The sequence below is a fragment of the Rhodanobacter terrae genome (genome assembly GCF_042657005.1).
GTDB lineage: Bacteria > Pseudomonadota > Gammaproteobacteria > Xanthomonadales > Rhodanobacteraceae > Rhodanobacter > Rhodanobacter terrae.
Map to the genome: position 1 here is coordinate 58,985 of NZ_JBHSNG010000006.1, position 22,363 is coordinate 81,347.

Sequence of the window (22,363 nt, forward strand, 5' to 3'; positions counted from 1 at the left end):
TATCCTCGGATTGTCAATATGGTGCCCAGGAGAGGACTCGAACCTCCACGGAGTTGCCCCCGCTAGCACCTGAAGCTAGTGCGTCTACCAATTCCGCCACCTGGGCAGGTGTCACACCGCTCTGCGAGCTGCGTGAGCCGCGTAATGTAGGCATCTGTCGGTAGCTTGTCAACACTTTTCACAATCATTCATCGCGTCGTGTCATTCTGCGCGCCGCAGATACCACAAGGATATTTAGTGACCAGAAAAACTCCCCCACAGTCCGGCAAGGAACAGGACTCCAAGTCCCCCCCAAAAGGTCGGGCCAGATCCGCCGACCAGAACCAGCAAACCGGCACGTCTACCGGACCACGACGCAACAAGGCCGCCGCGGGCGCCGTGCGTGACCCCCATGCCGATCGCGAGGCGCAGCGTTATGCGCGCCCGATCCCCAGCCGCGAGGCGATCCTGGCACTGCTCGAAGAGCGCGCCGAACTGCTGACCGAGGCACGCATTGCCGAAGCGCTGGAAATTCACGACGAAGACAGCCTCGAAGCGCTGCGCAAGCGGCTGGCGGCGATGGTGCGCGACGGCCAGCTGCTGCTGGGTCGGCGCGGCGGCTACGCGCCGACGCAGAAGCTAGATCTGATCGCCGGCCGCGTGCTGGCCAATGCCGAAGGCTACGGTTTCCTGCGCCCGGACGAAGGTGGCGAGGATCTGTACCTGTCGCCGCAGCAGATGCGCACCGTCATGCACGGCGACCGCGTGCTGGCCAGCGTTGTCGGCATCGACCGCCGTGGCCGCAAGCAAGGTGCGATTGCCGAGGTGCTGGAACGCCGTTCGCCGCGGCTGGTCGGCCGGGTGGTGATCGAGAACGGCGTGACCCTGGTGGCGCCGGACGACCGACGCCTGAACCAGGACGTGATGATCAAGCCGGGACAGGAGCAAGGCGCCAGCTCCGGCCAGATCGTGGTGGTCGAAATCACCGATCCGCCGACGGTGCATCGCGGACCGATGGGCGAGATTCGCGCGGTGCTGGGTGAGCGGTTGCAGCCGTCGCTGGTGGTGGAAATGGCGATTGCCAGCCACGACTTGCCGCACGAATGGCCACCGGAAGTGCTGCGCGATGCAGCGCAGGTGGAATCCGCGGTGACCGCGCCCGAACGCGAAGGCCGCACCGATATTCGCCAGCTCCCGCTGGTGACGATAGACGGCGCCGACGCACGCGATTTCGATGACGCGGTATATGCCGAGCCGAAGCGTGGCGGCGGCTGGCGGCTGATCGTGGCGATCGCCGACGTCTCGCATTACGTGCAGGCCGGCAACGCGCTGGATCGCGAGGCCTACGAGCGCAGCACCTCGACCTACTTCCCCGGTTTCGTGGTGCCGATGCTGCCGGAGACGCTGTCCAACGGCATCTGTTCGCTGATGCCCAAGGTCGAGCGTATGTGCATGGTCTGCGACATGCAGATCGATGCCGAAGGCAACGTGACCAAGTCGAAGTTCTACGACGCGGTGATGCTGTCGCATGCGCGGCTCACCTACGACAAGGTATGGCAGGCGGTGGGCCTCAAGGAGGCCGACGCCCGCCATGAAGTCGCCGATGTGCTGCCGCAACTGGAAAACCTGCACGCGCTGTACAAGGCGATGGCGCAGCAGCGCAAGCGCCGCGGCGCAATCGACTTCGAAACGCCGGAAGTGAAATTCCGCCTCGACCAGACCGGCAGCGTCGAGTCGATGGGTGCGACCGAGCGCAACGACGCACACAAGCTGATCGAGGAATGCATGATCGCCGCCAACGTTCAGGCGGCGCTGTTCCTGGAAAGAAAGAAGATCCCCGCGCTGTTCCGCGCGCACGAGCCGCCGCCGGCGGAGAAGTACGAGGACCTGCAGCAGTTCCTGCGCGAGTTCAAGCTGCGCATGCCGCCGGTGGACGATGTCACCCCGGCCGACTTCTCCGAAATTCTGCGCATGGTGCGTGACCGCCCCGAGCGTGAGCTGATCCAGAACGTGCTGCTGCGCTCGCAGAGCATGGCTGCGTACCAGCCGGACAACCGCGGTCACTTCGGCCTGGCGCTGCAGGCGTATGCGCACTTCACCTCGCCGATCCGCCGGTACCCGGATCTGCTGGTGCATCGGGCGATCCGTTACGCGCTGAGCGGTCGCAAGCCGGCCGACTACACGTATGGCCCGGCCGAGATGTCGGCGATGGCGATCCATTGCTCACAACGCGAACGCCGTGCGGAAGAGGCCGAGCGCGATGTGGACGAGCGCTTCAAGTGCGCGTGGATGGAAAAGCACATCGGCAGCGAATTCGAAGGTGTGGTCACCGGCGTCACCTCGTTCGGCCTGTTCGTGGAGCTGGACGAATCGAAGGTGTCCGGCCTGGTGCATATCAGCCAGCTGGCCAACGACTACTACCATTTCGATGCGACCCGCAAGCTGCTGAAAGGCGAGCGCACGGGTGCACAGTTCCGCCTCGGCGACCATGTGCGTGTCCAGGTGCTGCGCGCCAGCCTGGAGGATCGCAAAATCGACTTCCGGCTGGTATCGCCACGCGCGGCGGCCACGCCGCCGGCAGCTGTCGGCAAGGCTTACGACTACGCGGCCAGTGGAGAGCGTTATTCGTTGCCGAAGAAGGCGGCTGGTCCCGCCAAGGCGCCAGGCATGTTCGGCCGTGCAGCCAAGGCGATCGGCCGCGCGTTCGGCCGACGCGATGCAGTGGTGCAGGAGGCTCACGTACCGGCCGATAGTCCGCCGCCGCGTTCGCGCACCGCTTCAGCATCGACGGAAGGCAGCAGTCGTCCTCGCCACGCGCCGGCACCAGCCAAGTCGGCGCACGCGCAGCCCAGTCGCGGCAAGCGGCAGGGTCAGTCAGCCAAGTCGGCAGCGGCATCGCCGCCCGCAAACGGCGGCAAGAAGCGCAGCGGACGCAAACCGAAACCGAAAGGCAAGCCATGAGTGAGAGTTGGATCGTCGGCATCAATCCCGTCGAAGGTGCGCTGAGCAACGACGCCGAACGCGTGCGCGAGCTCGTCGCCGAGAACGGCCAGCGCAACCCGCGCGTGCATGAACTGGTCGAGCGTGCGAAGGCGCTGAAGATCACCGTGAACCACCGTCCGCGCGAGCAGCTCGACAAGCTCGCCGGCGAAGCGCGTCACCAGGGCGTGGCGGCGTTGTACGAGGCGCCGCCGATGGCGCATGAAAGCGACCTGGCCGCGCTGATGGAGCGCGATGGCGGCGAAACGCTGGTGCTGGTGCTGGACGGCGTCACCGATCCGCACAATCTCGGCGCCTGCCTGCGCAGCGCGGCGGCGGCGAAAGTCACTGCGGTGATCGTGCCGAAGGATCGCGCCGTGGGTCTGACCCCGGTCGTGCGCCGCGCTTCGGCCGGCGGCGCCGACCGCGTGCCGCTGGTCGCGGTGACCAACCTGGCGCGTACGCTGCGCGAGCTGAAGGATGCCGGCGTGTGGATCACCGGCCTGGCCGGCGACACCGACACCTCGATCTATGGCGTCGACTTCAAGGGGCCGGTGGCGCTGGTGCTGGGCGGCGAAGGCGAGGGCATTCGCCGGTTGACCCGCGAGCTGTGCGATTTCGTGGCGAAGATTCCGATGCCTGGCACGATGGAGAGCCTCAACGTCTCGGTCGCCACCGGCGTGGTGCTGTTCGAGGCCTTGCGGCAGCGGAGTGTGAAGCGATGAACCTGTTCTGGTACGACTGGGCCGGCTATATCGGCGTGGCGCTGGTGCTGCTGGCGTTTTTCCTGCTGCAGGAACGCAAGCTGCAGGGCAGCGGCCCGACCTATCAGCTGATGAACATTCTGGGTGCGATCGGAGTGATGCTGTCGCTGGGCTTCGGCAATTTCAACCTCGCTGCCTTCATCATGCAGGTCGCGTGGCTGCTGATCGGCAGCTACGGCATGTATCGCGGCATCAAGCGGCGCCGCGAAATGCGCGAGCTGCCGTAACGGCGGCTCGCGACGACGGTGATGGCGTTCAGCCCCTGATGTGATGTGCTCGTGTGTAGGAGCCCGCTGGCGGGCGATGCCTTTGCTTTGATGGTTGGATAGGGAGAATCAAAGCAAAGGCATCGCCCGCCAGCGGGCTCCTACATGGCCGGGGCGCCGAGTTTGGTCATCTCCGGACTGGAGGTGAAATCGCCCTTGCTGCGCTGCTTGTTCAGCGGTTCGCCGATGACCTGAAACCACACGTTCTCGGCGATGTTGGTGGCGTGGTCGCCGATCCGCTCGATGTTCTTGGCCATGAACAGCAGATGCGTGCACGGCGTGATGTTGCGCGGATCTTCCATCATGTAGGTGAGCAACTGCCGGAAGTAGCCGGTATAGGCCTCGTCCAGCACGACGTCCTCCTTCCACACCTGGTAAGCCCTTTCGGCATCACGGTCGCGGTAGGCCAGCAGCACCTCGCGCACGCTGGCCGCGGCCAGTTCTGCCAGATAGCCCAGGCCACCGACGGGAGCGACCGGCGCCATCATCGACAGCGGGATCGAGCGCTTGGCCACGTTGGCGGCGTAGTCGCCGATGCGCTCGATGTCGGCGGCTATACGCAGCGCCGCGAACACGTTGCGCAGGTCGCCGGCCATCGGTGCGCGCAGCGCCAGCAGACGCACCACGTCGTGGCTGATCTCTTGTTCCAGCTGGTCGATCGCGTCGTCGTTGCCGACCACGCGCTGCGCGGCGCGTTCATCGCGCCGATCGAGCACGTCGATGGCGGCTTCCAGCTGCGTCACCGACAGCTCGCCCATGCGCACGATCTCGCCGGTGAGGCGCGCGAGCTCGCTGTCGTAGCTTTTGATGATGTGGTCTTTGTCGCCGCTCATGTCGTGATTCTCGCGCTGGAAGTAGGGAGTATATGGCCGCCTGGCGGTTATCCCCTGGCGGGGGACGCCGTCGATCAGCCGAATCGGCCGGTGATATAGTCCTCGGTCTGCTTCTTGTCAGGCTTGGTGAAGATCTTTTCCGTATTGCCGAATTCGATCAGCTCGCCGATATACATGAAAGCGGTGTAATCGGACACGCGGGCGGCCTGCTGCATATTGTGGGTGACGATCACGATGGTGAACTCGCTCTTCAGCTCCTCCACCAATTGCTCGATGCGGCTAGTGGCGATCGGATCGAGCGCGGAAGTGGGCTCGTCCAGCAGCAACACCTCGGGCTTCAAAGCGATCGCACGGGCGATGCACAGGCGCTGCTGCTGGCCACCGGACAGGCCCAGCGCGTTCTGCTTGAGCTTGTCCTTCACCTCGTCCCACAACGCGGCGCTGCGCAGCGCCTGCTCCACGCGGCTTTCCATGTCCGGTTTGGAAAGCTTCTCGTGGTGGCGGATGCCATACGCCACGTTCTCGAAGATCGTCATCGGGAACGGCACCGGCTTCTGGAACACCATGCCAACCTTGCCGCGCAGACGATTCATCGAATAGCCGGGGTCGAGGATATTCTCGCCGTCCAGCTCGATCGAGCCCTTGGCCTCCAGTTTCGGATAGATCGCGTAGATGCGGTTGAAAATGCGCAGCAGGGTCGACTTGCCGCAACCGGAAGGACCGATGATCGAGGTGACCTGCTTTTCCGGTATGTCCATGCTGACGCCTTTCAACGCATGGAAGCCGTTGTAATAGAAGTGCACGTCGCGCACCTTGATCTTGGTGCGCCCATCGACGCTGGTCAACGGGGCCGCGGCAGCGGCTGCGAGGTCATTCATAGCTCACCTTCTTGCGCGAAAACAGCAGGCGTGTCAGCAGGCTAAGTGCCAGCACAAACAGGGTAATCAACAATGCGCCGGCCCAGGCAATGGAGTGCATGGCGGGGCTCGGATCGTTGGTGTACTGGTAGATGGCCACCGGCAGACTGGCCATCTTGTCCAGCGGATGTACCGTCATGAAGTTGTTGCCGAATGCGGTGAACAGCAGCGGCGCGGTCTCGCCAGCCAGCCGCGCCAGCGCCAGCAGCACGCCGGTGAGGATGCCCGAACTGGCCGCCCGTATCAGCACCTGCACGGTCAGCTTCCACTGGGGCACGCCCAGCGACAGCGCCGCTTCGCGCAATGTGCCCGGTACCAGCTGCAGCATCTCGTCGGTAGTGCGCACGATCACCGGCAGACCGATCAGCGCCAGCGCCACCGCCCCGGCGAAACCGGAGAACGAAACGTTGCCGTGGGTCAGGTTCGACATCGGCAGCACGATGATCACGTACACGAACAGGCCCATCACGATGGATGGCGCCGACAGCAGGATGTCGTTGAGAAAGCGTATCGAGGCGCCCAGCTTGGAGCGGTTGGCGTACTCGGCCAGATAGGTGCCGGCCAACACGCCGATCGGTGCGCAGATCAGCAAGGCCATCAGATCCATCAGCAGGCTGCCGACGATCGCATTCGAGAGACCGCCCTGATCGGCGTAGGCGGTGATCTTGGTGAACAGGCGCGGATGAATCGCGCTCAGGCCGTTGCTGATCGTCACCCACAGGATCCATACCAGGAAGATCAACCCGAGCACGGTGGCGAATCCGCCGAAGAGCAGGCCGATCACGTTGACGAGACGGCGGCGGAGATAGATGCCGGCATTCGACATTACTTGCCCTCCCGCTTGGACAGCTGGTGCAGCATCAACCGGGCAATCAGCAGCACGATGAAGGTGACCACGAACAGCAGGAAGCCCAGCGCGATCAGGGCCGACCGGTGCACTCCCACCGCTTCGTTGAATTCATTGGCGATGCTGGAGGAGATCGATGTCCCGGGCATCAGCAGGGACGCGGTGATGTTGTAGGAGTTGCCCAGCACGAAGGTGACCGCCATGGTCTCGCCGAGCGCGCGGCCCAGGCCCAGGAAGATGCCGCCGATGACCGCCGAACGCGTGTAGGGCAGCACGATGTCCCACAGCACTTCCCAGGTGGTCGAGCCGAGCGCATAAGAGGATTCCTTCAGGCGCGTGGGAACGGTCTGGAAGACCTCACGCATCACCGAGGAGATGAACGGCAGGATCATCACGGCCAGCACGATGCCAGCGGTCAGCAGGCCCAGTCCCAGCGGCGGGCCCTGGAACAGCTTGCCGATCAGCGGCAGACTGCCCAGCGTGTCGCTGAGGGAGGGCTCGACGTTGGCCATGAACGGCACGAACACGAACAGGCCCCACATGCCGTAGATGATCGAGGGGATGCCGGCCAGCAGTTCGATCGCGGCACCGACTGGCCCGCGCATCCAGGTCGGCGCGATCTCGGTGAGGAAGATCGCAATGCCGAAGCTGATCGGCACGGCGATCACCAGTGCGATAAGCGACGTGACCAGGGTACCGAAGATCGGTGCGAGCGCGCCGTAGTCGTCCTCGACCGGATTCCACGCATCCCCGGTCAGGAAATGCAGGCCATGCCCGAACAGCACTTCGCGCCCGCCCCACAGGGTCGACAGCGCCGCACCCAGCAGAGTGGCCAGTACCAGCAGGGCGCAGAACTTCAATACCCGGTGGAAGATGCGGTCATGCCGGGCGTCGGCACGCGATCGCCGGTCGATGTCTCGGGCAAGCGGTACGGCGCTGGTCACTTGCATGCGGGCACGTTATCCATGGCAGGGGGTGGTTCAACAGCAAACTGCGCGCAACCTGGGTTGCGCGCAGTGATTTCATACCATCGGTTGCGGTGAGGCAACTTTGGTCAGTTACAGCTTGTATTCGGTCTTCCAGTAATTCTCGATCTGCTCAACCAGGCTGGGCGGCAGCGGCACATAGTCGAGCGAGCGGGCCTGATCCTGGCCATGCTCGTAAGCCCACTTGAAGAAATCGAAGGTCACCTTCGCGTTGGTGAGGTTCTTCGGCTGCTTGTACATGATCACCCACGAGGTGGCTGTGATCGGCCACGCCTTGACGCCGGGAGCGTTGGTCATGACCAGGTTGAAGTTCCTCGAATGCTTCCAATCCGCCGTGTCGGCAGCTGCCTGGAAGTTCGCGATGGTCGGCTCGACCACGTTGCCGGCGGCGTTCTTCATGAGCGCGTAGCCGATGTGGTTCTGCAGCGCGAACGCGTATTCCACGTAGCCGATCGAGTTCTTGATCTGCTTGACGTAAGCGGAAACGCCTTCGTTGCCCTTGCCACCCACGCCGACCGGCCACTGCACCGCGGTGCCTTCACCGACCTTGGTCTTCCACACAGTACTGACCTTGGACAGGTAATCGCTGAAGTTGAACGTGGTGCCGGAACCGTCCGAGCGATGCACCACCGTGATGTTGGCGGCCGGCAGCGAGAGAGAGGGGTTCAACTTGGCTATGGCAGGATCGTTCCACTTGGTGATCTTGCCCAGATAGATGTCGGCCAGCGTGGCGCCATCGAGCACCATCTTGCCGGGGGCGATGCCCTCGACATTGAAGGCCGGCACGATACCGCCGATCACGTCGGGAAACTGGCCCAGGCCGAACTTGCTCAGGGTGGCCTCGTCCAGCGGCATGTCGGAAGCGCCGAAGTCGACCGTGCCAGCCTTGATCTGGGCAATGCCGCCGCCCGAGCCGATCGACTGATAGTTAACGTGGTTGCCGGTCTTCTCGGCGTAGGCAGCCGACCATTTGGAGACAACCGGATAGACGAAGCTGGAACCGGCGCCCGTGATATCGGTGGCCTGTGCGGCCGCGCCGAATGTCGAGGCCACGGCGATCGCGGCGACGGCGGCGAATCGAGTGGATCGAGTGAGATATTTGCGTGAGGTCAACACGGTAGCTCCTTGGAGGATGGTCTGATGAGACCCTGCCATTTCAGGTCCTTCGTGTTGCCATTGGATGTAATCAATGTTTCAGAATGATGACAGCCGGTGACAGGCGGTCATGTCCGCGCGGCAGATCAGGCCCTGCGTGGGCCTGAAATCCCTGCCCGGCGGAGGTTTCAGGCGGCATCCAGCCCTAGCTGTCCCTGTTCGAGCAACTCCAGCTGGCGCCAGCGATTGACCACCTTGCAGAACAGTTCGGCGGTGCGTTCGGCGTCGTACACCGCCGAATGGGCCTCGCGACTGTCGAAGGACAGGCCGGCAGCCAGCACGGCCTTGCTCAGGACTGTCTGGCCATAGGCGAGGCCGCCAAGGCTGACCGTGTCGAAGCAGCTGAAAGGGTGAAACGGGTTGCGCTTGTGCCCGCAGCGACGCACCGCCTGGTTGACGAAGCCCAGGTCGAACGCCGCATTGTGGCCGACCAGGATGGCCCGCTGGCATCCGGCCTCGCGGACCGCCTCGCGCACCACATGAAAGATATGATCCAGCGCCAGCCGCTCGGCCAGCGCGCCGCGCAGCGGATTGGTCGGGTCGATCCCGGTGATCTCCAGCGAGCGCGGATCGAGATTCGCGCCGGGGAACGGCTCCACATGCGTCGACACCGTCGGCTGGAGGCACAGGAAGCCATCCGCACCGATCGTCAGCGGCACGGCGGCTATTTCCAGAAGGGCGTCATGCTCGGCATCGAAGCCGCCCGTTTCCACGTCGACCACCACCGGCAGAAAGCCGCGAAACCGCTCCGCCATGCGCGATGCGGTGTTGTTGCTCAGTATTCCCATCGGCAAAGCATATCAGCCGCCTCGTGCAACGTGAGGCGAATCGCCCGTATGTGGCGCGTTCGACCGCGAGTCGATTCCATGTCACAAATGTGTCATGAAAGATGCATCCAATCGTAAAAATCACTCGCCACACTTGTTAACTAATCGCTAGCCGGCCATCGGATCGAGGGGGCGGTTGAGATGTTTCCCACCAACTTGCGGAGAATGACATGCGTTCCAAATTGATTGCGGTGGCGATTGCCGCTGGCCTGGGCGTTACCAGTTTCACGGCCGCTGCGGCGCCGGCAAAGCACGAAAAGACGACGACGACGGCAACGACGCAGGCCACCAGCAACGCAGAAATCGAGCTGCTGAAAGCGCAGCTGGCCGCGTTGCAGGCCAAGGTGGATTCGCTGGAACAACGCACCGACGCACAGTCCGACATCAACGTCAGCAATGGTCAGGCAGTCGAGAAGGCCACCACGATAACCGCTGCTACCGACACCAAGGTCGCGGCATTGGAAAAGGCGATCAACAACACCTCCCTGTCCGGCAAGATGTACTTCGACTTCACCAACATCAACCAGAAGAACAGCGATACCGGCAAGACGAATGCGTCGGGGACCGGTCTCGACGTCAAGCGCTTTTACCTGAGCGTCGACCACAAATTCAATGACATCTGGTCGGCCAATCTGACCACCGATTTCAACTACGTCAGCAGCGATGGCGAGACCAACCTGTTCGTCAAGAAAGCCTACGTGCAGGGCAAGTTCGACCAGGCGGCGGTATTCCGCGTCGGCTCGGCCGACATGCCGTGGATTCCCTTCGTCGAAAACGTATACGGCTTCCGTTACGTCGAAAATACGCTTATCGACCGTCTGCATTACGGCAACTCGGCCGACTGGGGCCTGCATCTGGGCGGCGACGTCGGGGCTAGCAAGTCGCTCAACTACGCCGTGTCGGTGGTCAACGGCAACGGCTACAAGAACCCGAGCCGCAGCAAGGGCGTGGACGTGGAAGGTCGCGTCGGTTTCGTGCCGTTCGAAGGCATGATCGTGGCGCTGGGCGGTTACAGCGGCCACCTCGGCAAGGAGACCCAGACCGTCAGCGCACAGAACACCGCGCAGCGCGGCGACCTGATGGTGGCCTATGCGAGCAAGGCTTTGCGCCTCGGTGCGGAATATTTCACCGCCAAGGACTGGAACAACGTGCTTAGCCCGCTTTCCGACAAGGCCGACGGTTACTCGGTCTGGGGCAGCGTGCCGGTGGCCGACAATGTCAGCCTGTTTGCACGCTACGATTCAGCCAAGTTGAGCAAGGACCTGGATCGCAACGCGAAAGACACCTACTACAACGCCGGTGTCCAGTTCGACATCACCAAGGGCTTCCAGCTGGCCGTCGTGTACAAGCACGAAAAGGGCGACAAGTCGGTGACCAGTCCGGCTCCGCCCCATATCCAGAACGTGAAGACCGACGAAATCGGCGTTTTCGGCCAGGTGGCATTCTAAAACTGTCACATACCTGAGGCACACTCGGGCATGTAGATACAGGCTGTCAGGTTATCGCAAGGGAGTTCCACTCCATGGACGGAAAACGGCGGGCATATGCCCGCCGTTTGCTTTTTTTGCCGCCGGAAACCGCCGTCAGCGATTGTCCAGCGTCGCTCCAGTCAGCAACCCGCGCGCAAGCATGCTGCACTGGCGCCGGTACAGCAGCAGCTGCCACTGGCGGCCGCCGACCTGCCGCCACAGCACTGCCGAACGTACGGCAGCGAGCAGGCTGGCGCGCACCTTTTCCACCACGACCGGGAGTTGCAGCTGCTGCGGGTTGCCGCTGACCATCACCCGCGGCTTCAGCGTGGACAAGGTGGAGGCGTACAGCTCCGCCAGCCGGCTGATGACCTGCGTCGAGTCCCGGCCGAAATGCTCGACCTGCCGCTCGGCGGCGACGATGCCTTGCTGCAACTTGCCGAGCAGCTCCGGCCGGCCGGCCAGGCTGCGCTCCAGCCGCATCACGGTCACCACCATGCGGGTCACCGCCATGTCGCGATCGCTTTCGTCGAGCTGCGCGATCAGGTTGCGCAAGCCGATCCGCACGCTGGAGATATTGCCGTACACGCCGACTACCGAGGGCGCGTCGATGCGGAACACGCTGGCCACGCTGGCCTCCATCGCGCCTTCATCGCAGCGGCCTTCGTTGGCCAGCTGCTGCGCCAGCGCACAGGCCTGGAACAGACCGGCGAGGGCGAGTACGCGCTCTTCATTCATTGAAAAAGTTTCAAACACGGGATGGCGGTTCTCTTGCGGGGAGCGTGGGAGAGGGAGTGAATGCCGGCAGCAGGCCGCCATACGGTGCGTCGGTGGCGGCGATCACCGCGCCGCCGAGACAGACGTCTCTATCGTAGAAGACCACCGACTGGCCGGGGGTGACGGCACGCTGAGGTTCGTCGAAGCGTACCTCAAGCCGGTCGCCGTGGACTTCGACGACGCAAGCCTGATCGAGCTGGCGATAGCGGGTACGAGCGGTACAGCGAAAATGGGGGGCAGGCGCCGTGCCGGCGATCCAGTTCGGCGTCTCCGTCTGCAGTCGTTGCGAATACAGCCAACGGTTCTCGCCGCCCTGGGCGATGTACAGCACGTTCGCCGGTACATCCTTGCCGACCACGTACCAGGCCTCGCTGCCGGCGCCGTGGCGACCGCCGATGCCCAGCCCGTTGCGCTGGCCCAGGGTGTAATACATCACGCCCTGGTGCTCGCCGATCAGCTCGCCCGCGGGCGTGCGCATCTCGCCGGGCCGGGCCGGGATGTACTGGGCCAGAAAGCTGCGGAAATCGCGCTCGCCGATGAAGCAGATGCCGGTGGAATCCTTCTTCGCATGGGTCGGTAGCGCCGCTTCGCGGGCCAGCTCGCGTACGCGGGATTTCTCGATGTCCCCCAGCGGAAACAGCGTGGCGGCGAGTTGCTGCTGACCTAGCGCGTGCAGGAAATAGCTCTGGTCCTTCGCCGCATCCACCGCGCGCAGCAGGCGATGATGGCCCGCCTGAAAATCGACGCGGGCATAGTGGCCGGTGGCGATCTTCTCGGCGCCCAGCGCATGGGCTTCATCCAGGAAGGTCTTGAACTTGATCTCGCGGTTGCACAGCACGTCGGGGTTCGGCGTGCGTCCGGCGCGGTATTCGGCGAGGAAATGCGCAAACACGCCATCCCAGTACTCGGCGGCGAAATTGCGCGCATGGAACGGGATGCCGAGCCGTCCGCACACGGCCACGGCATCCTTGCGGTCGGCGTCCGTGGTGCAGGGGCCGGAGCGGTCGTCCTCTTCCCAGTTCTGCATGAACAAGCCTTCGACCTGATGGCCGGCCTGTTGCAGCAGCAGTGCCGCGACCGAGGAATCGACGCCCCCGGAAATGCCCAGCATCACCTTCATGTAGGGCCGCTTCACATCGATCCACCTTCAGGCAGGTAACTCAACGTATCCAGCGGCAGGCGCCGGCCGTCCAGCCAGGCGTCGATGCTCAGCAGCACCATCGGGCTGCGCAGGCGGTCATCCAGCGCTGCGATTTCGGCACGGGTCAGCCACAGCGCGCGACGGATGCCGGTATCCAGCGGGCGGTTCGGAGCATGGCTGACCGCCCGGGCGGCGAAGCTGAAACGCACCACGGCCTCGCCATGCTCGGTGCTGCGCCACTGGTGCACGCCGATCAGGTGCTGCAGTTCCACCGTCCAGCCGGTCTCTTCCAGCGTCTCGCGCAGGGCGGCGGCCGTCAGGCTTTCGCCGTCGTCCAGATGGCCTGCAGGCTGGTTGTAGGCGAGTCGGCCGTTCACCTCTTCCTCGACCATCAGGAAACGCTCGCCGACGGCTACCACGCAGGCGACGGTGACGTGCGGGCGCCAGGTTTCGGTAGCGGGAACGGAATTGGCCATAGGGAACGGCAAGGGGCTGGAAAAGCGGCCATTGTGCCATTACCTATGCAGACGGTCGCTGCGGACAGCTGCATATCCCGCGCGGCGTATACTTCATATCAGAGATCACACCCCAAGAAACCATGGCCCACGAAACCGAACACGAGCACGACAGCGGCCGCGGTCTGGCGCTGGAAACCGCCAAGCCGGAGGTGGCGCGACCGCCACTGTTTCAGGTGCTGCTGCTGAATGACGATTTCACCCCGATGGACTTCGTGGTCGAGGTGTTGCGCAGTTTTTTCAACCTCGACCAGGAGCAGGCGGTACAGGTGATGCTGCATGTACATACGCGCGGCAAGGGCGTATGCGGCGTATTCACCCGCGAGGTGGCGGAAACCAAGGTAACCCACGTCAACGAATATTCACGTTCCCATCAGCACCCATTGTTGTGCACTATGGAAAAGCTCTGAGCGACCCCATTTCGTGCCCATCGCGGCGTTGAAGGCCGCTCAACTTTTCAAGCGGAGACGATCCGAATGTTCAGCAAGGATCTGGAAGTCACCATCGGCCACTGCTACAAGCAGGCCCGTGAACAACGCCATGAATTCATGACGGTGGAGCACCTGCTGCTGGCGCTGACCGAGAACCAGTCGGCACTGGGCGCCTTGCGCGCCTGCGGCGTGGATCTGCCGCGGCTTTCCACCGAACTGACGCGCATCATCAACGAGACCGTACCGGTATTGCCGCACGGCGATGAGCGCGACACGCAACCGACGCTGGGCTTCCAGCGGGTGTTGCAGCGCGCGGTGTATCACGTGCAGTCCTCGGGACGGAAAGAGGTCACCGGCGCGAACGTGCTGGTGGCGATCTTCGGCGAGAAGGATTCGCATGCCGTGTACTTCCTGCATCAGCAGGAGATCACCCGGCTCGACGTGGTCAACTACATCTCGCACGGCATCGCCAAGATAGGCGACGAACCGGCGGCCGGCGTGTCCGGCGGCGAGCGCGAGGGCGAGGAGGGCGGCGAGCCGAAGGGCAATCCGTTGCAAGAATTCGCCAACAACCTCAATGAGTTGGCACTGCAAGGCAAGATCGATCCGCTGATCGGGCGCGCCGACGAGATCGAGCGCACCATCCAGGTGCTGTGCCGTCGGCGCAAGAACAACCCGCTGTATGTCGGCGAGGCCGGCGTGGGCAAGACGGCACTGGCCGAGGGTCTGGCCAAGCGCATCGTCGACGGCGAAGTGCCCGAGGTGCTGGAAGATGCCACGATCTGGTCGCTGGATCTGGGTGCGCTGGTGGCCGGCACCAAGTACCGCGGCGATTTCGAGAAGCGCCTGAAGGGCGTGATCGCCCAGCTCAGGAAGCAGCCCGGCGCGATCCTGTTCATCGACGAGATCCACACCATCATCGGCGCCGGTTCCGCCTCGGGCGGCACCATGGATGCCTCGAACCTGATCAAGCCGATGCTGGCCTCGGGCGAGCTGCGCTGCATCGGTTCGACCACGTTCCAGGAATATCGCGGCGTGTTCGAGAAGGATCGCGCACTGGCCCGCCGCTTCCAGAAGATCGACGTGGTCGAGCCCACCGTGGCCGACAGTATCGAGATACTCAAGGGCCTGCGCTCGCGCTTCGAGGAGCATCACCACGTCGCCTATACCAACGAGGCGCTGAAGGCGGCGGTGGACCTGTCGGTCAAGCACATCCCCGACCGGCTGCTGCCGGACAAGGCGATCGACGTGATCGACGAGGCCGGTGCGCGCCAGCGCCTGCTGCCGGAAGATCAGCGTACCGGCACGGTCGACGTCAGCGAGGTCGAGTACATCATCGCGAAGATGGCGCGGATCCCGGCCAAGCAGGTGTCGGCATCGGATCGCGACGTGCTGCGCAATCTCGATCGCAATCTGAAAATGGTGGTGTTCGGCCAGGATCCGGCGATCGAGGCGCTGGCCGCGTCGATCAAGATGGCCCGTTCGGGTCTGGCCGATCCGTCCAAGCCGATCGGCTGCTTCCTGCTGGCTGGTCCCACCGGCGTCGGCAAGACCGAGGTCACCAAGCAGCTGGCGATGCAGCTGGGTATCGAGATGATCCGCTTCGACATGTCCGAATACATGGAAGCTCATTCGGTGTCGCGGCTGGTCGGTGCTCCCCCGGGCTACGTCGGCTTCGACCAGGGTGGTTTGCTGACCGAGGCGGTGACCAAGCATCCGCACGCGGTGCTGCTGCTGGACGAGATCGAGAAGGCGCATCCGGATGTGTTCAACATCCTGCTGCAGGTGATGGACCGTGGCGTGCTGACCGACACCAACGGCCGCGAGGCGAACTTCAAGAACGTGGTGGTGGTGATGACTACCAATGCGGGCGCGGCGATCGCGGCACGGCGCAGCATGGGCTTCGTCGAGCAGAAGCACGAGTCGGACGCGATGGAAGTGATACGCCGCATCTTCACGCCGGAGTTCCGCAACCGGCTGGACGCAGTCATCCAGTTCAGCGCACTCGACTTCGAGCATATCTTGCGCGTGGTCGACAAATTCCTGATCGAACTGGAAAGCCAGCTGACCGAGAAGCACGTGAGCCTGGACGTGGACGCCGATGCCCGCCGCTGGCTGGCCGAGCACGGCTTCGATCCGCAGATGGGCGCAAGGCCGATGGCGCGGGTGATCCAGGAGAAGGTGAAGCGTGCGCTGGCCGACGAACTGCTGTTCGGCAGGCTGGCCGATGGCGGCGTGGTCCGCCTTAGCGTGCACGATGGCGAACTGAAGGTCGATTGCGAGGCGGCCGAAAAGCTGCCGGCGGTAGTCGGGTAAACACGCCCCGGCGGCCAAACGCGGGACAAAGCAAAGGCGGCGCATTGCGCCGCCTTTTGCATCTTCACGCACCACCATCCCCGTTACCGAACCGCAGAGTTACTTCATGCGGTATCACTTCATGCGGTACGTGATGCGTCCCTTGCTCAGGTCGTACGGGGTCATTTCGATCTTGACCTTGTCGCCGGTGAGGATGCGGATGTAATGCTTGCGCATGCGGCCGGAGATATGGGCGATGATCACGTGCCCATTTTCCAGTTGCACACGAAACATGGTGTTGGGCAAGGTCTCCTGGACCGTGCCTTCCATTTCGATGACGTCGTCTTTGGCCATGTGTTCCGGGGTTCACGCGCAGCCGTCATGGCTGCGTAAGCCGACGATTATGCCACGAATAGGGGTTTGGTTAAAGAAACAACAGCGAGCGGCCCGATCCATGCCGGATCAGGCGAAATGCTCATCCAGCTTGCGCCGGATCTCTTGTTCGACCATGCCCTTCAAGGGCGAGAACATCATGCCCAGCTCGGCATGGACTTCGACGGCGTCGCTGCCGACGGCAATCGTGCCGTTCACCCCGGGCCGTGAAAAGCGCAGCGTGTCGCCGTGCCACTGTCCATCCACACCGAGCTTTTCGTGCATCCGCGCGGCTACCTGATCGACCACCGCGCGGGCTTCGGCGATCGACAGTTGATGAGCGCGGCGGATATCGATCTTGGGCATGACGGGCTCCGTGGGAATAGGCCATCTTAATGCTAGAGTTTCACGATCTTTCCAGCGGTCGATTCATGCGTATCGAATTTCTCAATGCGGCCCGCGAGGACTTCCACTGGACGCAGGCGCAGTTACGCATCGGCAGCGCGCCAGACAACGACCTCGTGCTGGCGGCCGGCCAGGCGGCAGCCCAACATCTGCGTATGCAGCAGGATCGTCGTGGCTGGGTGCTGCATGTGTTGCCGTCGGCCGACCGCATTTATGTCAATGCCCGGCCGGTACGCGAATGCGCGCTGCTGCGTGCCGGCGACGTGGTCAGCGTCGGCGATTGCCGCATGCTGCTGCGCGCTGATCAGGATCCGGCCCTTCGTCCTCCGCTGAGCCTGCCGGCGCTGGGTCGCTGCACCGTGGCGCTGCGCGCCGTGGCCGGTCCGCTGTCCGGGCGGGTGCTGCCGCTGCAGGACAGCCTGAAGCTTGGGCCGCAAGGCCGTTGCGCATTGGAGCTGCCGCAGGGCGACGTCGCCGCGCTGCGGATTTTCTGGGATGACGGCCAGTTGCTGCTGGAAGCCACTCAACCATCCGAACGCCATCCGCTGCGGGTCAACGGCGTCGGCGTGCGAAGGTTGGCGCTGCAACCCGGAGACCAGATCGGCCTGGCCATGCATCGTTTCGTGGTCGAGGCGCCTGGCATGGAGCCCGAACCCGAGATCGTGATGCCCGAGCCGCCGCCGCACCTGCCGGAAGAAGCCGCCGGTCCGATCGGCGAAGTGTGGTGGCTGATCGTCACTGCCGCCGTGTTGGCGCTGGGCATCGCGCTGGTCCTGCTGATCCGTTTCTGAGCAAGTCGGCAGCATGCTGCGGATCCGTGATGCACGGCCGGAAATCGCCATGCGGTCGGCTACAATGCCGCACAGATCCGATGTTTGAAGTACCCATGGACAATCCTCGCCCCATCTTGCCTGCTGCCCCGGGAAAACGCTCCGCGGGTCCGCAGGGAACGCGATTCTTCGTCCAGGAAGACCTGCGTCAACTCGCGTCCGGAGCAGGCGGGGCATCCGGGGTGCGGGCCAGTGTGCGCGAGCCGGTTCTGGAGAGCATCACTCCGGGGCTCGGGGGGCGGCGGTTTTCGATCCGTTCGGGCCGCCAGACAATAGGCAGGCTGGCCAGCAACGATATCGTCGTCAGCGGGCCCAGCGTCTCCTCATCGCACGCCTGGATCACGAACCAGCAGGGGCGCTGCATCATCATGAACACGTTGTCGACCAACGGCACGTTCGTGAACGATAAGCGGATTCACCGGGCGATCCTCAGGCACGGCGATCTCGTTCGCCTGGGGGATGTCGAGCTGGTGTTTCTGACCCGTGACCGCGGCTCACCGGCTCCGAGGCAGCTGGTTCGCCTTGCAGTCGGATTGATCGTGGTGACCGGCCTGGCTGCGCTGGTGGCATGGTGGCTTCTCTGATGCCGTCTCGATGAGCGAGCGCGCGTGGCCCCAGACCCTGGGCCGTTATCGCATCGACGGGGTTCTCGGTGAGGGAGCGATGGCTGTCGTCTATGCCGGTTTCGATCCTGGCATCGAACGACAGGTGGCGATCAAATGCCTGCACCGGGAGGTGGCTTCCGATGCTGGCTACCGGCAACGGTTCCTGACCGAAGCCCGTGCGGCAGGCAATCTGGTCCATCCCCACATCGTCACGATTTTCGATGCAGGCGAAACCGACGACGGCCGCTCCTACATCGCCATGGAGCGCCTCTCGGGCGAAACGCTCGCCAGTTTCGTGGCGAGCGAGGGGTTGCCGCCGCTGTCCATAATTATCGAGCTGGCCACCCAGATCGCCGCGGCACTCGACTACGCCCACGCCCAAGGTGTCATCCACCACGACATCAAGCCGGAAAACATCATGCTGGCCGACGGCTGGCATTACGCCAAGATCAGCGACTTCGGCATTGCCGATCGTCGCGGGATACACGATGCCGGCGACGGCGGTCGCCGGGAGATCGGCGGAACCCTGGCCTACATGGCCCCGGAGCGTCTGCGTGGCGAGCCGGCCGACGCACGAAGTGATCTGTTCTCGCTGGGCGTGGTGCTCTACTGGCTGATCACCGGCAGATTGCCCTGGTCGGAAACCGGAGACGTACGGCGCCTGATCAGGGAGCGGCAACGCGCGCCACGCCCGCCGCTTGAACCGGTCGATCCGGCAACGCCGATGATGCTGATCGACATCGTGCATACCTTGCTGACTCCCGCCGCGCAGGCGCGTTATCAGCGAGGCGCGGAAGTCATCGACGATCTTCGCCTGGCCCGTCGCGAGCACGAACGGCTGCACGAAAAGCCCTTGGCCAACCGCATCGTCTCGCTGCGGCTGCGCTGGGCCGGCGCGCTGGGAGCCACGTTGTGCCTTGTCCTGCTGCTTGGCCTGGCGGCGATCCATGCCAAGCAGAACGCCGCCGTCACCGGACTGGCCCTGGATTTCGGCGGTTCCCTGGGGCGCATGGTCGCCGGCGAATCCGCCGAGAACCTTCTGCTGGGCGATCGCGCCGCCACCCGCGCGCTGGTGGAAGATGTCGCACGCAACCAGCAGATCCACTATCTCGCCATCGCCGATCGACACGGCGACATCATCGCCAGCACGCGCCAGGCGGAGATAGGGCAGAAACTGCCCGCTGCCGGCGAGCAGAGATACCCGTCGCGATCGGATGGCGTCGAAAGCTATCGCAGCGAGCTCGTGGACGGCACGCGCCATGACGAGATGCTGCTGTTCGACGTACCCATCAACTACCAGGCCAAGACCGTCGGTGAACTACGCCTGGGCGTCAGCAACGAACCCTTGCGCACGGCGCAGAAGACCACCTTGTGGGTCATCGTCGCCGTTCTCCTGACGACGCTTGCCGCCCTGGTCGGCGCCGCCTATTGGCTGTTCAGACGGCCGCTGGCCCTGCTGGACATGCTGGGCGAAGCGTTGCTCAGGGTAGCCCGCGGAGATTTCCACCACCGCATCCGCCTCGAGCGCAGGGATGAACTGGGCCGGCTGTTCAGTGCCTTCAACCTGATGAACAGCGCATTGCAGACGCGGGGCCATCCGGCATCGGACCGATCCGCTCGTGCCGTAGCGGATGAAGTGGCGCAACCGACGCAAATCATCGGGCCGCCGGCCATCGGTGAAGAAGCTACCTGAGTCATTCCGCCTCTAATCCGATTCGCCTGGCGGCCGATCGGGCCACGCGAACGGCAAGCTTCAGATCTGTTTCAGCCGATGCTTGAGTTCGAGCGCCCGCGCCCGATAGATGACCGCAGGCTCGTAATTCGGATCGATGGCCAGGATGCGGTTCCATAGCGTGATCGCCGGATCCAGTTGCTGGTCGCGGTACAACACGATCGCACGCTCGTGATAAGAGGCCAGCAGCTGCTCGCGCAGGGCAAGGGCTTGCGGTCCCACCGGTTTCAGTTTCGGATCGATGGACAAGGCTTCGCCCAGACGTGCCAGCGCCTGGTCATTCCGTCCCTGATCGAGCAGGGACAGACTCTCCCGCTGCAGTCGCTGCGCTTTTTCGTTGGGCAATTCCGCTGCCGGCGTGTCGCTCCCGGATCCCGATGCATCGCCCGCTGCCGACGATGTGCCGGCCCGGGACAAAGGCAGATGTACCGTTTCGCCGAGGCGCAACATCGATGGGTTGGCCGATCCGTTATAGCGCGCCAGGATCAGGAACGACCCGGGATCGCCGAGATAGCGGGCGGCCAGGGTGCTGTAAGAGTCGCCGGCCTGCACGGTGTAGGAGTGCGAACGGGAACCGAGCGCCTGCTTGGGGTCGATCGTGAGCTGGCGCAGCATGGCTTGCGCCGGGCGGTCGCCGGGGTGCAGCAGCAGATACTGCCGCAAGTCCTGCTCGCCCTCGCTGTAATGGCCGAGCTGGAGCTCGTTGACGATCGCGGGAAACGATGGCGTCGGGCGCCGGCTCTCGGGTGGGGCGGGTGGTGCCGCGCTCGTCGTGGTCGAATTTCTGTTGACCTTCGACTTGAGGGCATCGACCTGGGCGCAGCCAGCCAAACCCAGCAGGATCAAAGGGACGGCCACGAGCGTGATCCGTCGTAGCCACGATCCGTCGCAACGAGTCTGCCTTGCCAAAGTCATACGCCCCCTGATGGCTATCCATGGCCTGCTGCCAGACCGTTTCGCCATTGTAACGACAGGTTCCGCCACGACTGAAGTTCTCTGCTGCCGTCGCATCGAGCCTTCGCCATTGACCCGGAATCGGCATTCTGTGTTGACCACTCCATGCTGCGCCGCGCCATAATGCGTGGACCACCACGACGGGATGCAACAGCACGTGAGCAGAGTCTGGAATTTCAGCGCCGGTCCGGCAGCATTGCCGCAGGCGGTACTTGAACGAGCCCAGCGCGAGATGCTGGACTGGAACGGCAGCGGCGCCTCGGTGATGGAGCAATCCCACCGCGGCAAGCGCTTCATCGAGATGGCTGCGCGGGCCGAAGCCGATCTGCGCTCGCTGCTGGCGGTCTCCGCCGACTATGCCGTGCTGTTCCTGCAGGGCGGCGCCACCCAGCACTTCGCGCAGATTCCGATGAACCTCGCTGACGCCGGCGACAGCGCCGACTACATCGTCAGCGGTCACTGGAGCGAAAAGGCGGTCAGCGAGGCGGCACCGTATCTGCGGGTGAACGTGGCCGCCAGCGGTGAGGCCGGCCATTACCTGGCGCTGCCGCCACGCGAAAGCTGGCAGCTCGATCCGCAAGCCGCGTACGTGCATTACACACCGAACGAAACGATCCATGGCGTGGAATTCCACGACATTCCCGAGGTCGGGGCGGTGCCGCTGGTGGCGGACATGTCGTCGAACATCTTGTCCGAGCCGCTGGATGTTTCGCGCTTCGGGCTGATCTATGCCGGTGCGCAGAAGAACATCGGGCCATCCGGCCTGGTGGTGATGATCATCCGCCGCGACCTGCTGCAACGTGCCGGCCGGCCGATGGCGCGGATCTTCCGCTACGCCGAACACGCGGCACACGATTCGATGCTCAACACGCCCAACACCTGGGGCTGGTACCTGGCCGGGCTGACTTTCCAGTGGCTGCAGGAGCAGGGCGGCGTCGCCGCCATCGGTGAACGCAATCGCGCCAAGGCCGAATTGCTGTATCGGTCCATCGACGGTTCGGGCGGTTACTACCGCAATCCGGTCGAGCCGTCCGCCCGCTCGCGCATGAACGTGCCTTTTACGCTGCACGACGCCGCACTGGATGCCGCGTTCCTGAAGGAGTCCGAAACAGCCGGCCTGCTCGCGTTGAAAGGACACAAGGCGGTCGGCGGCATGCGCGCGTCGCTGTACAACGCGGTGCCGCCGGAGGCCGTGCAGGTGCTCACGGCATTCATGCGGGATTTTGCCCAGCGGCACGGCTGATGGGGCGTGGAGGATGAATTTCGGGCATGATGTCAGTCCAT

At 63.9% G+C, this 22,363-nt stretch carries 22 protein-coding genes and 1 tRNA gene; 10 read left to right on the plus strand and 13 right to left on the minus strand.

The window, feature by feature from the left end; translation table 11 throughout:
* Positions 1-19: 19 nt before the first annotated feature.
* Positions 20-106, minus strand: a tRNA-Leu gene (locus ACFPPB_RS07820).
* A gap of 272 nt (positions 107-378) precedes the next feature.
* Between ACFPPB_RS07820 and rnr the strand changes: the two genes are divergently transcribed.
* The 3 genes from rnr to ACFPPB_RS07835 are packed head-to-tail and all read left to right on the plus strand — an operon-like array spanning position 379 to position 3,949.
* Complete coding sequence (rnr, locus tag ACFPPB_RS07825) at positions 379-2,940, plus strand: ribonuclease R (RefSeq protein ID WP_377326052.1); 2,562 nt, start codon at positions 379-381, stop codon at positions 2,938-2,940.
* Entirely contained in the window at positions 2,937-3,683 is a 747-nt protein-coding gene (rlmB, locus tag ACFPPB_RS07830) for a 23S rRNA (guanosine(2251)-2'-O)-methyltransferase RlmB (protein ID WP_377326054.1), read from the plus strand. The genes rnr and rlmB overlap by 4 nt, the downstream gene beginning before the upstream one ends.
* The gene (locus ACFPPB_RS07835; protein ID WP_377326056.1) at positions 3,680-3,949 is read left to right on the plus strand and encodes a CBU_0592 family membrane protein; all 270 of its coding nucleotides are present in this window, start codon (positions 3,680-3,682) and stop codon (positions 3,947-3,949) included. Before rlmB ends, ACFPPB_RS07835 begins: the two co-directional genes overlap by 4 nt.
* Positions 3,950-4,089: 140 nt before the next feature.
* On the opposite strand, the gene phoU is transcribed toward ACFPPB_RS07835, so the two are convergent.
* The 6 genes from phoU to rnt all read right to left on the minus strand — a co-directional run bounded on the left by phoU (position 4,090) and on the right by rnt (position 9,514).
* Positions 4,090-4,821: a phosphate signaling complex protein PhoU gene (gene phoU / locus ACFPPB_RS07840; RefSeq protein WP_377326058.1), complete on the minus strand. Its 732-nt coding sequence runs from the start codon at positions 4,819-4,821 to the stop codon at positions 4,090-4,092.
* 74 nt (positions 4,822-4,895) lie between these two features.
* Complete coding sequence (gene pstB / locus ACFPPB_RS07845) at positions 4,896-5,699, minus strand: phosphate ABC transporter ATP-binding protein PstB (protein WP_377326060.1); 804 nt, start codon at positions 5,697-5,699, stop codon at positions 4,896-4,898.
* Entirely contained in the window at positions 5,692-6,564 is an 873-nt protein-coding gene (gene pstA / locus ACFPPB_RS07850) for a phosphate ABC transporter permease PstA (RefSeq protein ID WP_377326062.1), read from the minus strand. Before pstA ends, pstB begins: the two co-directional genes overlap by 8 nt.
* A complete protein-coding gene (gene pstC / locus ACFPPB_RS07855; protein ID WP_377326064.1) occupies positions 6,564-7,535 on the minus strand; it encodes a phosphate ABC transporter permease subunit PstC in 972 nt (323 codons plus the stop codon). Before pstC ends, pstA begins: the two co-directional genes overlap by 1 nt.
* 108 nt (positions 7,536-7,643) lie before the next feature.
* A complete protein-coding gene (gene pstS, locus ACFPPB_RS07860; RefSeq protein ID WP_377326066.1) occupies positions 7,644-8,687 on the minus strand; it encodes a phosphate ABC transporter substrate-binding protein PstS in 1,044 nt (347 codons plus the stop codon).
* Positions 8,688-8,854: 167 nt separating this feature from the next.
* On the minus strand, positions 8,855-9,514 hold the full coding sequence (gene rnt, locus ACFPPB_RS07865) for a ribonuclease T (protein WP_377326068.1): 660 nt from the start codon (positions 9,512-9,514) through the stop codon (positions 8,855-8,857).
* Positions 9,515-9,723: 209 nt separating this feature from the next.
* On the opposite strand from rnt, the gene ACFPPB_RS07870 reads away from it, so the two are divergent.
* Entirely contained in the window at positions 9,724-11,001 is a 1,278-nt protein-coding gene (locus ACFPPB_RS07870) for a porin (protein ID WP_377326070.1), read from the plus strand.
* A gap of 135 nt (positions 11,002-11,136) precedes the next feature.
* On the opposite strand, the gene hflD is transcribed toward ACFPPB_RS07870, so the two are convergent.
* From hflD to ACFPPB_RS07885, 3 genes are read right to left on the minus strand one after another with little or no spacing between them, the layout of a single operon-like run.
* Positions 11,137-11,760: a high frequency lysogenization protein HflD gene (hflD, locus tag ACFPPB_RS07875; RefSeq protein WP_377326072.1), complete on the minus strand. Its 624-nt coding sequence runs from the start codon at positions 11,758-11,760 to the stop codon at positions 11,137-11,139.
* A gap of 10 nt (positions 11,761-11,770) precedes the next feature.
* Positions 11,771-12,919: a tRNA 2-thiouridine(34) synthase MnmA gene (mnmA, locus tag ACFPPB_RS07880; protein WP_377326304.1), complete on the minus strand. Its 1,149-nt coding sequence runs from the start codon at positions 12,917-12,919 to the stop codon at positions 11,771-11,773.
* Between the two features lie 11 nt (positions 12,920-12,930).
* Positions 12,931-13,416 carry an NUDIX hydrolase gene (locus ACFPPB_RS07885; protein WP_377326074.1) on the minus strand — a complete coding sequence of 162 codons (486 nt, stop codon included), beginning with the start codon at positions 13,414-13,416 and terminating at the stop codon, positions 12,931-12,933.
* A gap of 122 nt (positions 13,417-13,538) precedes the next feature.
* On the opposite strand from ACFPPB_RS07885, the gene clpS reads away from it, so the two are divergent.
* Both clpS and clpA read left to right on the plus strand, forming a co-directional pair.
* Positions 13,539-13,865, plus strand: a complete 327-nt coding sequence (clpS, locus tag ACFPPB_RS07890) for an ATP-dependent Clp protease adapter ClpS (RefSeq protein ID WP_377326076.1) — start codon at positions 13,539-13,541, stop codon at positions 13,863-13,865.
* 66 nt (positions 13,866-13,931) lie between these two features.
* Positions 13,932-16,202, plus strand: a complete 2,271-nt coding sequence (clpA, locus tag ACFPPB_RS07895) for an ATP-dependent Clp protease ATP-binding subunit ClpA (protein WP_377326078.1) — start codon at positions 13,932-13,934, stop codon at positions 16,200-16,202.
* Between the two features lie 114 nt (positions 16,203-16,316).
* Here the strand turns inward: clpA and infA are convergent, their stop codons facing one another.
* Complete coding sequence (gene infA / locus ACFPPB_RS07900; protein ID WP_007508585.1) at positions 16,317-16,535, minus strand: translation initiation factor IF-1; 219 nt, start codon at positions 16,533-16,535, stop codon at positions 16,317-16,319.
* A gap of 108 nt (positions 16,536-16,643) precedes the next feature.
* Complete coding sequence (locus ACFPPB_RS07905) at positions 16,644-16,919, minus strand: polyhydroxyalkanoic acid system family protein (protein ID WP_377326080.1); 276 nt, start codon at positions 16,917-16,919, stop codon at positions 16,644-16,646.
* 65 nt (positions 16,920-16,984) lie between these two features.
* Between ACFPPB_RS07905 and ACFPPB_RS07910 the strand changes: the two genes are divergently transcribed.
* The 3 genes from ACFPPB_RS07910 to ACFPPB_RS07920 all read left to right on the plus strand — a co-directional run bounded on the left by ACFPPB_RS07910 (position 16,985) and on the right by ACFPPB_RS07920 (position 20,086).
* Positions 16,985-17,749, plus strand: a complete 765-nt coding sequence (locus tag ACFPPB_RS07910) for an FHA domain-containing protein (protein ID WP_377326082.1) — start codon at positions 16,985-16,987, stop codon at positions 17,747-17,749.
* A gap of 95 nt (positions 17,750-17,844) precedes the next feature.
* Entirely contained in the window at positions 17,845-18,372 is a 528-nt protein-coding gene (locus ACFPPB_RS07915) for an FHA domain-containing protein (protein WP_377326084.1), read from the plus strand.
* Between the two features lie 10 nt (positions 18,373-18,382).
* Positions 18,383-20,086: a protein kinase domain-containing protein gene (locus tag ACFPPB_RS07920; RefSeq protein WP_377326086.1), complete on the plus strand. Its 1,704-nt coding sequence runs from the start codon at positions 18,383-18,385 to the stop codon at positions 20,084-20,086.
* Between the two features lie 60 nt (positions 20,087-20,146).
* Here ACFPPB_RS07920 and ACFPPB_RS07925 read toward each other — a convergent pair whose 3' ends face one another.
* Positions 20,147-20,983 carry a LysM peptidoglycan-binding domain-containing protein gene (locus tag ACFPPB_RS07925; RefSeq protein ID WP_377326088.1) on the minus strand — a complete coding sequence of 279 codons (837 nt, stop codon included), beginning with the start codon at positions 20,981-20,983 and terminating at the stop codon, positions 20,147-20,149.
* A 253-nt stretch (positions 20,984-21,236) separates the two neighbouring features.
* Between ACFPPB_RS07925 and serC the strand changes: the two genes are divergently transcribed.
* Positions 21,237-22,322, plus strand: a complete 1,086-nt coding sequence (gene serC / locus ACFPPB_RS07930; RefSeq protein ID WP_377326090.1) for a 3-phosphoserine/phosphohydroxythreonine transaminase — start codon at positions 21,237-21,239, stop codon at positions 22,320-22,322.
* The last annotated feature ends 41 nt before the right edge of the window (positions 22,323-22,363 follow it).

Excerpts from the sequence above, each read along its gene's own strand:
- infA (WP_007508585.1), bottom strand. The coding sequence starts at position 16,535 with ATGGCCAAAGACGACGTCATCGAAATGGAAGGCACGGTCCAGGAGACC.
- rlmB (WP_377326054.1), top strand. The coding sequence starts at position 2,937 with ATGAGTGAGAGTTGGATCGTCGGCATCAATCCCGTCGAAGGTGCGCTG.
- phoU (WP_377326058.1), bottom strand. The coding sequence starts at position 4,821 with ATGAGCGGCGACAAAGACCACATCATCAAAAGCTACGACAGCGAGCTC.
- clpA (WP_377326078.1), top strand. The coding sequence starts at position 13,932 with ATGTTCAGCAAGGATCTGGAAGTCACCATCGGCCACTGCTACAAGCAG.
- ACFPPB_RS07920 (WP_377326086.1), top strand. The coding sequence starts at position 18,383 with ATGAGCGAGCGCGCGTGGCCCCAGACCCTGGGCCGTTATCGCATCGAC.
- ACFPPB_RS07910 (WP_377326082.1), top strand. The coding sequence starts at position 16,985 with ATGCGTATCGAATTTCTCAATGCGGCCCGCGAGGACTTCCACTGGACG.
- ACFPPB_RS07835 (WP_377326056.1), top strand. The coding sequence starts at position 3,680 with ATGAACCTGTTCTGGTACGACTGGGCCGGCTATATCGGCGTGGCGCTG.
- ACFPPB_RS07905 (WP_377326080.1), bottom strand. The coding sequence starts at position 16,919 with ATGCCCAAGATCGATATCCGCCGCGCTCATCAACTGTCGATCGCCGAA.
- ACFPPB_RS07885 (WP_377326074.1), bottom strand. The coding sequence starts at position 13,416 with ATGGCCAATTCCGTTCCCGCTACCGAAACCTGGCGCCCGCACGTCACC.
- pstC (WP_377326064.1), bottom strand. The coding sequence starts at position 7,535 with ATGCAAGTGACCAGCGCCGTACCGCTTGCCCGAGACATCGACCGGCGA.
- clpS (WP_377326076.1), top strand. The coding sequence starts at position 13,539 with ATGGCCCACGAAACCGAACACGAGCACGACAGCGGCCGCGGTCTGGCG.
- ACFPPB_RS07915 (WP_377326084.1), top strand. The coding sequence starts at position 17,845 with ATGGACAATCCTCGCCCCATCTTGCCTGCTGCCCCGGGAAAACGCTCC.
- hflD (WP_377326072.1), bottom strand. The coding sequence starts at position 11,760 with ATGAATGAAGAGCGCGTACTCGCCCTCGCCGGTCTGTTCCAGGCCTGT.
- pstB (WP_377326060.1), bottom strand. The coding sequence starts at position 5,699 with ATGAATGACCTCGCAGCCGCTGCCGCGGCCCCGTTGACCAGCGTCGAT.
- pstA (WP_377326062.1), bottom strand. The coding sequence starts at position 6,564 with ATGTCGAATGCCGGCATCTATCTCCGCCGCCGTCTCGTCAACGTGATC.
- rnt (WP_377326068.1), bottom strand. The coding sequence starts at position 9,514 with ATGGGAATACTGAGCAACAACACCGCATCGCGCATGGCGGAGCGGTTT.
- ACFPPB_RS07870 (WP_377326070.1), top strand. The coding sequence starts at position 9,724 with ATGCGTTCCAAATTGATTGCGGTGGCGATTGCCGCTGGCCTGGGCGTT.
- mnmA (WP_377326304.1), bottom strand. The coding sequence starts at position 12,919 with ATGAAGGTGATGCTGGGCATTTCCGGGGGCGTCGATTCCTCGGTCGCG.